Below are 12,485 nucleotides of genomic sequence, written 5' to 3'. Positions count from 1 at the left end.
CCCTAACGGGGATTATGGGCAAAGCTGAAATTAAGCAGATCAACTGGGATGTACTGTGGTTGGTCGCCGGTGGTATTGCCATTGGTTTGGCTTTGGATAAAACAGGACTTGCCAGTGCTTTAGCGCATTCGATTGATTATCAGAGCCTATCTCCGGTTGCAGTAGTCATCACCTTATCGATTATTTGCTGGCTGATGGCGAACTTTATGTCCAACACCGCAACCGCTAACTTATTGATGCCGATTGCAGCCGCCATTGGCGCCTCTATGCCAAGCCTGGTGGCGGTAGGTGGTTTGCAAGGGCTATTAGTAGTCGTCGCCTTCTCTGCGTCACTGGGTATGATTTTACCTGTGTCCACGCCTCCTAACTCGCTAGCGTATTCAACCGGTTTAATTGAAAGCAAAGATATGGCAAAAACTGGGGTTATTTTGGGTATCGTAGGTTTGGCTCTGGTGTATATTGCTATGTTCCTACTGACTTAAAAAGGAAAAACCATGCTGGTGATTGCGCACCGAGGGGCGAGAGAAACTCACCCAGAAAACACTTTGCTTGCCTTTGAACAAGCATTGGCTGGCGGAGCTACCGCCATTGAATTGGATATCCACCAGCATCATGGCGAGTTATGGGTTATTCATGATAGCTGGGTCAACCGGACCACTAATGGCTCAGGTCCACTCAACTGGTTTTCGCTAGAGAAACTCAAAAAACTCGATGCGGGGCAAGGCGAACACATACCCACGCTCAAGGAAACCTTCCAGAGCTTATCCGGTCGCTGCGCCTTAAATATCGAACTCAAAGGCATGGATGATATGGCGCTTTTGCTGGAGCATTTAGATTATGCCATTACCCACTGTCAGTTCAGCAATGAACAATTGCTTGTGTCCTCGTTTAATCATCATTGGCTAGCCGAGTTAAACCGTCTACGTCCTGCAACCAAAATAGCGGCTCTAACCGCCAACAAGCCGATTGGCTTATGCCAGTTCGCTGAGCAGTTAAATGCCTATAGCATCAATGTTGATATCGATGTGGTGGACAGTGAAATGGTGCAGGACGCTAAAATGCGTGGCTTAAAAGTGTTTGTGTATACCGTCAATCGTCCGCAAGATTGGCAACGTCTGCACAACATGGGAGTGGATGGTGTTTTCTGTGATGCACCAAGTAACGCCGTTGACTACTTCTCCCCTAATACCGTTCAGCGTCCATTCTGGCCTTAGAAGGATAAAAATACCATAAACGCAAGGGTTTCTAATCGACACGATATGGGGCATATTGACGCTACCTTTTAAGCAACTTCAATAATGACCATGGGATACGAATGGTTGGCCCTTGCTGCGGCCTTCTTATGGGCAATATCTAGCCTTATATCTGTCAAACCTGCTCGCCACTTAGGGCCTTTTGCCTATAGTCGCTGGCGAATGGGCTGTACCGCCGTCATGCTTACCGCAATGGCATTTATCACCGGTGGATGGAGCACGGTAAGCAGTGTGCATGTCACGCCTATGGCCCTCTCAGGGCTAATTGGTATCTTTATTGGTGATACCGCACTATTTGCCTGTATGAACCGTATGGGACCGAGACGCGCTGGATTACTCTTTTCTTGCCATGCGGTTTTTTCTGCAGTGATCGGCTACTGGCTGTTCAACGAAAAATGGCAAGGGATGGAACTGCTCGGCGCCATTTTGGTGTTTTCTGGTGTGGTGATCGCCATCTTTTTTGGGCGCAAACAAACAGGACAACATGATTGGGAAGCCATACAGGGAAAAATGAACATCAGCATTGGCATTGGTCTGTTGGCCGCACTTTGCCAAGCCTTAGGTGGCATTATTGCTAAACCGGTAATGCAAACCGATATCGACCCTATTGCCGCCTCAGCCATTCGCATGATTACCGCTTTTGTTGCCCACTCTCTATTTTTAGCTTGCGGAGCCAAACAAGCAAAAGCGGTCAACCGTATTAACTTAAAGATTTTTGCTATTACGGCGCTAAATGGATTTTTGGCGATGGCAGTAGGAATGACATTGATCTTGTATGCGTTGCAAGAAGGTAATGTGGGTATGGTTGCGCTGCTCTCATCGACCACCCCTATTATGATACTGCCGCTATTATGGTTTATTACCAAACAACGACCAAATCGCTATGCGTGGTATGGCGCGATTTTAGCCGTTGTTGGTACTGGCTTGATTGTCAGTTAGGGGAGCGCTAAGCACGAGAAAACGTAAACGCGGTAATATCGTTGATATGCTGTTGCTGACACGCCAGCATAATCAATCTATCTATGCCCAATGCAACACCAGAACACTGCGGCAAGCCATGTCGCAGTGCTTCAATCAAATGATAATCAATCGGTTGCGGCGCTAACCCCATTTGCTGACGTTTCGTATTGTCATCTTCAAAGCGGCGTAATTGCTCTTCAGGGTTATCGAGTTCATGGAAGCCATTAGCTAACTCTATGCCTTTAAAATACACTTCAAAACGATCAGCCACTCGCTTATCACCAGCATTGATTTTCGCTAGCGCGGCTTGTGATGCAGGGAAGTCATAAACAAAAGCCGGCGCTTCTTGACCTATTTTCTCTTCTACTCCCACACTAAATAACAGCTGTAGCAAAGTATCTCTGTCCGATTCTTTCTCGGCTATATCGGCTAACCCTAACGAAGCGGCTACCGCTTTTAACTCAGACATACTCGCTTCTAGTGGACAGACATTGAGCACAGAAAGAAAAGCTTGTTGATAAGTCATGCGATGGGCTTTGTTGCAACCTAGAACCAATTGCAACAGTTGTTCCATTTCATCCATTAGATCATGGTGATCAAACCCCACTCTATACCACTCTAAAAGAGTAAATTCAGGGTTGTGGTAACGACCTGCTTCTTCATTACGAAACGCCTTCGCTATTTGATAAATACAACCGCTTCCGGCAGCAAGCAGACGTTTCATATGAAACTCTGGGCTGGTCATGAAGTACAGTTTTTTACCATCAGCATATCCAGGGCCGACAAACTCAGTTTGAAAGGTATGCAAATGAATGTCAGTGACTGTCGCATGACTCATAGCCGGCGTATCGACTTCTAAAACATTTCTCTGGGCAAAGAATTGTCTAATTTTAGCTACGATTTCTGCTCTTCTTTTTAACGCCTGAATGCTAGCGGAAGGCTGCCAATTGGAAATAGTCATATAACGCCCTTTGCGGTAAATGGGATTTTATTCATTGAATCGGCCCTTATTTTTGCATGATTATGATCACATACCCCACTCTTTTTAAGGTTTTTATGTTCTACTACCCCCAAATGACTAGATAAATCAATTTTTTCACGACACGTATCCATTAAAATAGCTGATAACATTTTTAATATTTCGATAATCACAAGCAGGTAAAACTGCCTACAATCTGGAGGATAACTGTGAAAGTATTACACACAGATATCGCGGTCATCGGCGCAGGGGGTGCCGGTCTTCGAACTGCTATCGCAGCAGCAGAAGCAAACCCTGAATTGGAAGTTGCACTAATTTCCAAAGTTTACCCAATGCGCTCGCACACTGTAGCGGCTGAGGGTGGATCTGCAGCCGTAGTCAAAGAAGAAGACAGCTTAGACAACCATTTCAATGATACTGTTGGTGGTGGTGACTGGCTTTGTGAGCAAGACGTAGTTGAATACTTTGTCGAAAACTCAACCCGTGAAATGATCCAAATGGAACAATGGGGTTGTCCATGGAGCCGCAAAGAAAATGGCGAAATTAACGTTCGTCGTTTTGGTGGTATGAAAGTTGAACGCACTTGGTTTGCCGCAGATAAGACCGGCTTCCACATGTTGCATACTCTTTTCCAAACCTCGATTAAATATCCACAAATCAAACGTTTTGATGAGTACTTTGTAGTTGACCTTCTCGTTGTCGATAACGAAGTTCAAGGTTTAATTGCCATTCATATGGCCGAAGGTGAATTAGTCACCATCAAAGCAAAATCTGTTGTACTTGCAACTGGTGGCGCAGGTCGTGTTTACCACACTAATACCAACGGCGGCATCGTAACAGGTGACGGCATGGCAATGGCTTATCGCCATGGTGTACCTCTTCGTGACATGGAATTTGTTCAATATCACCCAACAGGTTTACCGGGTACGGGTATCTTGATGACCGAAGGTTGTCGTGGTGAAGGTGGCATTATTGTCAACAAAGATGGCTACCGTTACTTACAAGACTACGGTATGGGACCAGAAACACCTGTTGGCCAACCGAAAAACAAACACATGGAGCTTGGCCCTCGCGATAAAGTATCGCAAGCATTCTGGCACGAGCAACAAAAAGGCAATACCATCAAGCACCCACTGGGTGATGTAGTGCACCTAGATCTTCGTCACTTAGGTGAAGAGTATCTGCAAGAGCGCCTACCTTTCATCTGTGAACTGGCTAAAGCGTATGTCAACGTTGATCCAGCAAAAGAGCCTATCCCTATCCGCCCTACGGTTCACTACACCATGGGTGGTATTGAAACCAACCAAACTTGTGAAACACGCATCAAAGGTCTATTCGCGGTTGGTGAATGTGCTTCTGTTGGTCTGCACGGTGCAAACCGCTTAGGTTCTAACTCTTTGGCAGAGTTTGTCGTATTTGGTCGCGTTGCCGGTGAACACGCAGTGAAACGTGCCACTGAATTTGAAGGTTGGGACGACGACGCAATTAACTCTCAAGTAGAGTTGGTTGAAGCGCGCATTCAAGCTCTACTGGATCAAGAAGGCGACGAAAACTGGGCAACCATTCGTACTGAAATGGGTAACACCATGGAAGCTGGCTGTGGTATCTACCGCAGTGAAGACCTCATGCAAGAGACCATTGATAAGCTGACTGAGCTAAAAGAACGTTATAAGAAAATTAGCATCAAAGACAAAGGCAAAGTGTTCAACACTGACCTACTGTACGCTATCGAAGTGGGTTACGGCCTAGAAGTCGCAGAAGCTATGGCTCACTCAGCATTGCTGCGTAAAGAGTCTCGTGGTGCTCACCAACGCCTTGATGAAGGTTGTACAGAGCGTGATGATGAGAACTTCTTGAAGCACTCTCTCGCATTCTATGCACCAAACAAAGGGCCTAGTATCGACTACAGCCCAGTTAAAATCACCAAATCACAACCTAAAGCTCGCCTGTACGGTGAGGCAGCTGAAGCAGCTGCTGCGGAAGAAAAAGCAGCAGAAGACAAAGCAGCGAATAACGAGAAGGAGCAACAGTAATGCCAGCTCGCATTCAAAAAGTAGATATTCTGCGTTACGATCCAGAGAAAGATGCAGAACCGTACATGCAATCCTTTGAAGTGCCGTTTGATGAAACTATGTCTGTACTAGATGCGATTGGTTACATCAAAGACCACCTAGACAAAGACTTAGCCTATCGCTGGTCTTGCCGAATGGCGATCTGTGGTTCATGTGGCATCATGGTGGATAATGTACCAAAACTTGCCTGTAAAACCTTCCTACGTGATTACCCGAATGGGCTCACCATTGAACCGCTAGCAAACTTCCCAATCGAAAAAGATTTGATTGTAGATATGACGCCATTTATTGAGCGCCTAGAAGCTATCAAACCTTACATCATTGGTAATGACCGCACTCCAGAAGATGGCACTAACCTGCAAACTCCTGAGCAAATGGCGCGTTATAAGCAGTTTGCCGCTTGTATCAACTGTGGTCTTTGCTATGCAGCATGTCCTCAGTTTGGTTTGAATCCTGACTTCCTAGGCCCAGCGGCGCTAACCCTAGCGCATCGCTACAACCTAGATAGCCGTGATAACGGTAAACAAGAACGTATGGAACTTATCAACGGTGACAACGGCGCTTGGGGCTGTACATTTGTCGGCTACTGCTCTGTGGTATGTCCGAAGAGTGTTGATCCTGCAGGTGCGGTAAACCAAGGTAAGATTGAATCATCAAAAGACTTTGTGATTGCTATGCTGAAACCGGAGGATGCGTAATGAGTAATCGTAAACCTTACGTGCGTGATATGAAGCGTACTTGGTGGAAGAACCATCCTTTCTATCGTTTTTATATGGTGCGAGAAGCAACGGTTTTACCGTTAATTCTATTTACTCTCTTCATCACTATCGGTTTAGGCTCACTGGTTAAAGGACCAGAAGCTTGGGCAAGTTGGTTAGAGTTTATGAGAAACCCTATCGTCATTCTTATTAATATTTTGGCGTTGTTAGGCAGTTTGTTTCACGCATTTACCTTCTTCAACATGATGCCGCAGGTAATGCCGATGCGCTTCAAAGGGAAGGCCATCGATGGAAAAGCTATCGTACTAGCACAGTGGGCTGTTGTGGCCTTTATTTCTCTAATTGTTCTCGTCATTGTATAAGGAGTCGAATGTGATCAATAAACATCCAAAGCGTTCTGACGAACCCGTATGGTGGGGGCTGTTTGGTGCCGGTGGTTCATGGTTTGCCATGATCACTCCTGTAACGATTTTTGTGCTTGGTATTCTTGTACCACTTGGCATTATCGATGCTAATGCAATGAGCTACGAGCGAGTGTCTGCGTTTGTAAAAACCATCATAGGGGCATTGTTTGTTATCGCAACTATTGCGCTTCCTATGTGGCATGCAATGCACCGTGTACACCACGGTATGCACGACCTTAAACTGCACACTGGTGTTGCCGGTAAAGTGGCTGCTTACTTCATTGCAGCGTTCTTTAGTGGCTTAGCTGTAGTATTTGTCTTCATGGTGTAAGCCTAGACTTAGATTTAAGACAAACAAAAGGCCGCTGTGAAAACAGCGGCCTTTTTAATGTTTGCTTGTCAGTGGATTATTTTACACGTCCAACGTATTCGCCAGAGCGAGTATCACACTTAACAATTTCACCAATCTGGATGAATAAAGGAACACGAACAACAGCGCCTGTTGATAGTGTTGCTGGCTTACCGCCTGTACCTTGAGTATCACCTTTCAGACCTGGATCTGTTTCAACAACTTCAAGCTCAACAAAGTTTGGTGGAGTAACTACAATCGGGTTACCGTTCCAAAGAGTGATCATACAAGTGTTGTTTTCAACGAGCCATTTAGCGCTATCACCAACAGCTTTAACATCAGCAGCAATTTGCTCGAATGTTTCGTTGTTCATAAAGTGGTAGAATTCGCCGTCTGAATATAGATAATCTAGGTCGATATCTAGAACGTCAGCAAGCTCAACAGATTCACCAGACTTAAATGTTTTCTCTAGAACCTTGCCTGATAGTAGTTTACGAACTTTAACACGGTTAAATGCTTGGCCTTTACCCGGTTTTACATATTCGTTTTCTAGAATTGAACATGGCTCGTTATCGAGCATGAACTTTAAACCGCCCTTGAATTCATTGGTACTTACAGTAGCCATTTTTTCCTCTTTTTATTCTTAGAGTAAGTTTTAATGTCGCATATAATAACCCAAAAACCGGTATCTGTTGAAAAAAACTGGTTGCAACAATTGGCTAATGGGATCTCCGATCCTACCGAACTACTCTCAATGCTTAATATTGACCCTCAAGATTGGGCAAATAGTTTGTCAGCTCGCAAACTTTTCGCACAGCGAGTGCCTGTAAGCTTTGTTGAGAGAATGGAAAAAGGCAATATCAACGACCCTCTTTTGCTACAAGTTTTGCCTGTCGATGCCGAATTTAATGAAGTGGCTGGATACAGCAAAGATCCACTACAAGAACAAGACAATGAACAGCCAAGCCTACTGCACAAATACAAAAACCGTGTGCTATTGGTCTTTAAAGGCAGTTGCGCTATTAATTGCCGCTACTGTTTCCGTCGCCATTTCCCGTACGCAGATAACAAAGGCAGTAAGTCTATTTGGCAAAACAACATAGACTACATTGCCCTGCACCCAGAGATAAACGAAGTGATTCTCTCAGGTGGAGACCCATTAATGGCCAAAGATCATGAACTGCAATGGTTCATCACCCAATTACAGCAAATTGAGCATGTACGCACTTTGCGTATTCACTCTCGATTGCCAGTGGTGATTCCTGACCGAATTACTGACTCACTTTGTCGCATGCTACAAGAAAGCTCTTTAAACACGGTATTAGTCACTCATATTAATCACCCGAATGAGATCAATGCTGAGTTGGCTGCGGCCATGTTTAAGCTAAAACAAAGTCAGGTAACCTTGCTCAATCAAGGGGTCATGTTAAAAGGCGTGAATGATGAAGTGTCAGTATTAAAAGCCCTCAGCGAGAAGCTTTTTGATGCCGGAATTTTACCTTATTACATGCACGTATTAGATAAAGTACAAGGCGCAGCGCATTTTTATATCAGCGATGACCAAGCTCGAAGCTTAATCTCAGACCTAATGAAAGAAGTTTCTGGCTATCTGGTGCCTTCGCTTACCCGAGAAATTGGTGGTAGAGCCAGCAAAACGCTGTTAGATCTGCATTTAGAATAGAAAAAACCTCGGCGAGACACTGTCTCGTCGAGGTTCAATAATAAGGTGTGTAAAATGTTTTAACGTCGATTACTTAGCAAAGTTCACGATAGGGAAACATTTAAAGAAGCCATTGTCAGCACAGTTAATTAGACCGATCTGTACGCCATCAATTTTTTCTGTTTTGTTGAAGATACCTAGCTGGAAGTTAGATTCTTTAGAAAGGCTCACCACGGCTACATCAGCAATAGTTTTCCCTTTAGAGATGTTAGCCACCCCCAAGTTTAGACCTTTCACATTATTGGTAATGTTAACCGCACTAATGTTAGCACCTGTTGTATTACCTGGGTTCCAGTTAAATAGACCCAATGCCGCACCGGTCATTTGTTTATTAACTTTAGAACCGCCAAAGAAAAAGCTTAAGTTAAGCCCAGTCATGTTATCGCGCTCGGACATACCTAACACTGAGATATCTAGCCCTGTAACTTCACGAACTTGACCGTGCAATACAGACAGACGTACACCGCCTACTGAATCTGCATTTGGCGCATTAAAGCCATTTAGAGAAGAGAACATTACCGGCGCACTTTCAGCCATAGCAAAAGGTGAAGCAAGGGCAAGTGTCGCTGTTACTGCTAATAGTCGTTTTTTCATTTTAAAATCCATCTTATTGATTACAACTCTATTTGGTTTGAGTCTCAAACCGTCACCAATTAAGCATAAAACAAAACAAACTGATTGCATATGAAATATAATTATTTCATGTATTTATCCATAAAAAAGCCCCTGCAATTGCAAGGGCTATCATCAATCAAAAAACGTAATTAAGCTTAGCTTTACTTAGCTCTCAATACCACGGTTTTTCAAGAACTCAGCGTAAGTACCACGGAAGTCGTTGATCTTACCGTCTTTAATTTCAAGAATGCGTGTTGCCAACGAATCTACAAATACACGGTCGTGAGAAACGAAGAACAAAGTGCCCTTGTAGTTCTCTAGCGCCAAGTTTAGCGATTCGATAGATTCCATATCCATGTGGTTAGTCGGTTCATCCATCAATAAGATGTTTGGCTTGTGCATCATGATCTTGCCTAACAGCATACGACCTTGCTCACCACCAGAAAGAACCTTAACCGGCTTCTTGATATCGTCTTGACCAAACAACATACGGCCTAAGAAGCTACGTACCACTTGCTCATCGTCGCCTTCTTGACGCCATTGCGCCATCCAGTCAAATACTTTCAAGTCTTCTTCAAAGTCGTGTGCATGATCTTGAGCGTAGTAACCAATGTTTGAGTTTTCAGACCACTTGTACTCACCGCTACGAGGGGCAATTGAGCCGGCTAATGTGTTCAACAGCGTTGTTTTACCTACGCCGTTTTCACCGATAATAGCAACGCGCTCGCCCACTTCAAAAATGGCATTAAAGTCAGCATATAAATCGTCTTCAAAACCTTGAGTTAGGTTTTCAATCACCAAGGCATTACGGAACAACTCTTTAGATTGCTCAAAACGAATGAATGGGTTTTGACGGCTTGATGCTTTAACTTCATCCAGTTGGATTTTATCAATCTGCTTAGCACGAGAAGTGGCTTGTTTCGCTTTTGAAGCATTCGCAGAGAAGCGAGAAACGAAAGTTTGCAGTTCGGCAATTTGCGCTTTTTTCTTAGCGTTGTCAGACAATAGACGCTCACGAGCTTGAGTCGCTGCGGTCATGTATTCGTCGTAGTTACCAGGGTATAGACGCAACTCACCGTAGTCTAAGTCAGCCATGTGAGTACATACTGAGTTTAAGAAGTGACGGTCATGCGAGATGATAATCATGGTGCAGTTACGTTGGTTCAACGTCTCTTCCAACCAACGGATGGTGTCCATATCCAAGTTGTTGGTAGGTTCATCGAGTAGCATGATGTGCGGGTCAGCAAATAGTACCTGCGCTAATAGCACACGCAGTTTCCAACCGGGAGCGACTTCGCTCATCAGGCCGTAATGCTGTTCTTCAGGAATACCTACCGCAAGCAATAATTCGCCCGCTTTGGCTTCCGCCATGTAACCGTCCATTTCTGCGAACTCAACCTCAAGGTCAGCCACTTTCATGCCATCTTCTTCACTCATTTCAGCCAATGAGTAAATACGGTCACGCTCTTGCTTTACCGCCCAAAGCTCTTTGAAACCCATAACCACAGTATCGATTACGGTAAATTCTTCGTAAGCAAACTGATCCTGGTTTAGTTTAGCCACGCGTTCATTAGGATCGTAGCTAACATTACCACCAGAAGGCTCAAGCTCACCGCTTAAGATCTTCATAAACGTGGACTTACCACAACCATTTGCTCCGATCAGACCATAGCGATTGCCTTCGCCAAATTTAACCGAGATATTTTCAAATAAAGGCTTAGCGCCAAATTGTTGAGTGATGTTAGCTGTGGAAATCAAATCAGACCCTTATGCGTTGAATATTTTTAACCGCGCAAAGGTACTCGTTTGCGGGAAAAATAGCCAGTAAAGTTTGAGCTAGAGCACAGGTTTATTCGGTTATAACACTCGCAGGAAGGGAGAAATCGCTTATTCAGGCACATTCACATCATTTATGCCCTCTAAGTAAGTGCCCAGTAAACTGAGCCCTTACTTAAAGGTATTGGCAATAACGACTAGCTGATCACCAGTTGATGGCCTTCGGCGACAGGTTCAAAGTCAATGAAGTGGTCGATGGCTTCTAGGGCATCTTCTGCGTAGTGGGTCACGTACAGCAGTTGGCTCATGTTGGTTTTGGCGATGCGATTTAGCACAAAGAACACCAACTTACGGTTAATGTAATCAAGCCCTTGGTATGGTTCATCTAGCACGAGTAATGCCGGTTGCTTAATCAAGGCGCGGCCAATCAGTAATAGTCGCTGCTGTCCGTAATCTAAACTCTTAAAGCCAATCTTCTCAAATTCGCTCATTTCCAGCACTTTTAGCCATTGCTGAGCAAGCTGAATCTGTTTCTTACTCGGCTTTTCATACAAGCCGATGCTATCAAAGAAACCCGACAGTAATACGTCTAGCGCACTGCAATTCACGCGATACTGCAAATGCAGTGCAGACGAGACTATGCCGATTTGCTTCTTGATATCCCAAATGCTTTCGCCAGAACCGCGCTTCATACCTAGCACAGAAATGTCATTGCTGTAGCACTGCGGATGGTCACCCATGATCAAGCCTAACAAGGTGCTTTTACCACAGCCATTTGGCCCACGAATTTGCCAGTGCTGACCAATTTTAGCTTGCCAAGTAAAGTCTTTGAAAATCACCCCATCTAGATATTCCACTTTGACGTTTTGCATATCAATTAAGGGATCAAGCAACTGCTTTTGCTCATGGTAAGACTCAAGAAGCTCAAACACACCACCACTCTTTTGTTGTGACAGTTTCTTGATGTGTTGCTTGATAGGATGGTTGTGCCACTCTTCTAAGGTCATGGTTTGGGTCAGCGAGTGATGGTCAAACAAAGCCACATGGCTGATACAACTTGGCAGTTCATCTTCACGAGAAGTAATGACAATCAGTTGCATCTGCTCGGCGCACACGTTAAGTAGCTGACTTAGAGCCAGTCGGTGCGCAGTATCTAACCCTGTATAAGGTTCATCAAGAATCAGCAGTTGCGGCTTAGTCACTAAGGCGCGAGCAAGCATAGCGCGACGTGTTTCGCCCGTAGAAAGTTGACGGAAAGGACGCTGACGCAATTCACCCAGATCCGTTTTCTCAATCACTTCTTCTAGCTCAGCTTGAGTACAACCCATGTTTAAGATCAGTTGCTCAACCGTTGAACCGTAATCAATGCGGTCTTGAAAGTCGGTTTCGTCTTTAGCAATCTCTTCTTCTAACAAGCGTTGCTGATGAAGCAAAGAGACACACGCGATACGTTGCGGGCTATCCAATACCTCACCTGAGTTCGCTTCGAGTTCGCCACTTAACAACTGAACAATTAGCGCTGAACACTGACTTTGTGAAGAAAATATTCCCCAATGTTGGCCGGCTTCAATGTGCCAATCAGCGATAGACAGCTCCGCCATGCCGTCTTTGTACTTCAATTTTTGTATGTGCATCTTC

Annotated in this window: 13 protein-coding genes; 8 read left to right on the top strand and 5 right to left on the bottom strand. The window is 44.7% G+C overall.

Features of this window, described 5'->3' with window-relative positions:
- From VHA01S_RS11240 to VHA01S_RS11230, 3 genes are all read left to right on the top strand, one after another.
- A partial coding sequence (locus VHA01S_RS11240; protein WP_023404499.1) for an SLC13 family permease occupies positions 1–482 on the top strand: 482 nt, incomplete at its 5' end.
- 12 nt (positions 483–494) lie between these two features.
- Entirely contained in the window at positions 495–1,214 is a 720-nt protein-coding gene (locus VHA01S_RS11235) for a glycerophosphodiester phosphodiesterase (protein WP_023404498.1), read from the top strand.
- Positions 1,215–1,304: 90 nt separating this feature from the next.
- On the top strand, positions 1,305–2,192 hold the full coding sequence (locus tag VHA01S_RS11230) for a DMT family transporter (RefSeq protein ID WP_039970751.1): 888 nt from the start codon (positions 1,305–1,307) through the stop codon (positions 2,190–2,192).
- Between the two features lie 7 nt (positions 2,193–2,199).
- Here the strand turns inward: VHA01S_RS11230 and epmA are convergent, their stop codons facing one another.
- The gene (gene epmA / locus VHA01S_RS11225) at positions 2,200–3,174 is read right to left on the bottom strand and encodes an elongation factor P--(R)-beta-lysine ligase (RefSeq protein WP_023404496.1); all 975 of its coding nucleotides are present in this window, start codon (positions 3,172–3,174) and stop codon (positions 2,200–2,202) included.
- A gap of 227 nt (positions 3,175–3,401) precedes the next feature.
- Here epmA and frdA point away from each other — a divergent pair, with 227 nt between their 5' ends.
- The 4 genes from frdA to frdD are packed head-to-tail and all read left to right on the top strand — an operon-like array spanning position 3,402 to position 6,718.
- Positions 3,402–5,225 (top strand): fumarate reductase (quinol) flavoprotein subunit, encoded by a 1,824-nt coding sequence (frdA, locus tag VHA01S_RS11220; RefSeq protein ID WP_023404494.1) that lies wholly within the window; start codon positions 3,402–3,404, stop codon positions 5,223–5,225.
- Positions 5,225–5,962: a succinate dehydrogenase/fumarate reductase iron-sulfur subunit gene (locus tag VHA01S_RS11215; RefSeq protein ID WP_023404493.1), complete on the top strand. Its 738-nt coding sequence runs from the start codon at positions 5,225–5,227 to the stop codon at positions 5,960–5,962. The genes frdA and VHA01S_RS11215 overlap by 1 nt, the downstream gene beginning before the upstream one ends.
- A complete protein-coding gene (gene frdC, locus VHA01S_RS11210; protein ID WP_023404492.1) occupies positions 5,962–6,345 on the top strand; it encodes a fumarate reductase subunit FrdC in 384 nt (127 codons plus the stop codon). Before VHA01S_RS11215 ends, frdC begins: the two co-directional genes overlap by 1 nt.
- Before the next feature lie 10 nt (positions 6,346–6,355).
- Positions 6,356–6,718: a fumarate reductase subunit FrdD gene (gene frdD / locus VHA01S_RS11205; protein ID WP_023404491.1), complete on the top strand. Its 363-nt coding sequence runs from the start codon at positions 6,356–6,358 to the stop codon at positions 6,716–6,718.
- 76 nt (positions 6,719–6,794) lie between these two features.
- Here the strand turns inward: frdD and efp are convergent, their stop codons facing one another.
- A complete protein-coding gene (efp, locus tag VHA01S_RS11200) occupies positions 6,795–7,361 on the bottom strand; it encodes an elongation factor P (RefSeq protein WP_023404490.1) in 567 nt (188 codons plus the stop codon).
- Positions 7,362–7,394: 33 nt separating this feature from the next.
- On the opposite strand from efp, the gene epmB reads away from it, so the two are divergent.
- Positions 7,395–8,417, top strand: a complete 1,023-nt coding sequence (gene epmB, locus VHA01S_RS11195) for an EF-P beta-lysylation protein EpmB (protein WP_023404489.1) — start codon at positions 7,395–7,397, stop codon at positions 8,415–8,417.
- Between the two features lie 69 nt (positions 8,418–8,486).
- Here the strand turns inward: epmB and VHA01S_RS11190 are convergent, their stop codons facing one another.
- The 3 genes from VHA01S_RS11190 to VHA01S_RS11180 all read right to left on the bottom strand — a co-directional run bounded on the left by VHA01S_RS11190 (position 8,487) and on the right by VHA01S_RS11180 (position 12,481).
- Positions 8,487–9,050, bottom strand: coding sequence for a VC2662 family protein (locus VHA01S_RS11190; RefSeq protein WP_039970747.1), 564 nt, complete (start codon positions 9,048–9,050; stop codon positions 8,487–8,489).
- A 186-nt stretch (positions 9,051–9,236) separates the two neighbouring features.
- The gene (locus VHA01S_RS11185) at positions 9,237–10,829 is read right to left on the bottom strand and encodes an ABC-F family ATPase (RefSeq protein WP_023404487.1); all 1,593 of its coding nucleotides are present in this window, start codon (positions 10,827–10,829) and stop codon (positions 9,237–9,239) included.
- A 215-nt stretch (positions 10,830–11,044) separates the two neighbouring features.
- Positions 11,045–12,481: an ATP-binding cassette domain-containing protein gene (locus tag VHA01S_RS11180; protein WP_023404486.1), complete on the bottom strand. Its 1,437-nt coding sequence runs from the start codon at positions 12,479–12,481 to the stop codon at positions 11,045–11,047.
- Positions 12,482–12,485 lie beyond the last annotated feature (4 nt).

The organism is Vibrio halioticoli NBRC 102217, assembly GCF_000496695.1.
Taxonomy (GTDB): Bacteria; Pseudomonadota; Gammaproteobacteria; order Enterobacterales; family Vibrionaceae; genus Vibrio; species Vibrio halioticoli.
The sequence above is the reverse complement of the archived record's forward strand: the minus strand, read 5'-3'. Positions and strand labels throughout refer to the sequence as shown.

Excerpts from the sequence above, each read along its gene's own strand:
- VHA01S_RS11235 (WP_023404498.1), top strand. The coding sequence starts at position 495 with ATGCTGGTGATTGCGCACCGAGGGGCGAGAGAAACTCACCCAGAAAAC.
- VHA01S_RS11230 (WP_039970751.1), top strand. The coding sequence starts at position 1,305 with ATGGGATACGAATGGTTGGCCCTTGCTGCGGCCTTCTTATGGGCAATA.
- epmA (WP_023404496.1), bottom strand. The coding sequence starts at position 3,174 with ATGACTATTTCCAATTGGCAGCCTTCCGCTAGCATTCAGGCGTTAAAA.
- VHA01S_RS11215 (WP_023404493.1), top strand. The coding sequence starts at position 5,225 with ATGCCAGCTCGCATTCAAAAAGTAGATATTCTGCGTTACGATCCAGAG.
- frdC (WP_023404492.1), top strand. The coding sequence starts at position 5,962 with ATGAGTAATCGTAAACCTTACGTGCGTGATATGAAGCGTACTTGGTGG.
- efp (WP_023404490.1), bottom strand. The coding sequence starts at position 7,361 with ATGGCTACTGTAAGTACCAATGAATTCAAGGGCGGTTTAAAGTTCATG.
- epmB (WP_023404489.1), top strand. The coding sequence starts at position 7,395 with ATGTCGCATATAATAACCCAAAAACCGGTATCTGTTGAAAAAAACTGG.
- VHA01S_RS11190 (WP_039970747.1), bottom strand. The coding sequence starts at position 9,050 with ATGAAAAAACGACTATTAGCAGTAACAGCGACACTTGCCCTTGCTTCA.
- VHA01S_RS11180 (WP_023404486.1), bottom strand. The coding sequence starts at position 12,481 with ATGCACATACAAAAATTGAAGTACAAAGACGGCATGGCGGAGCTGTCT.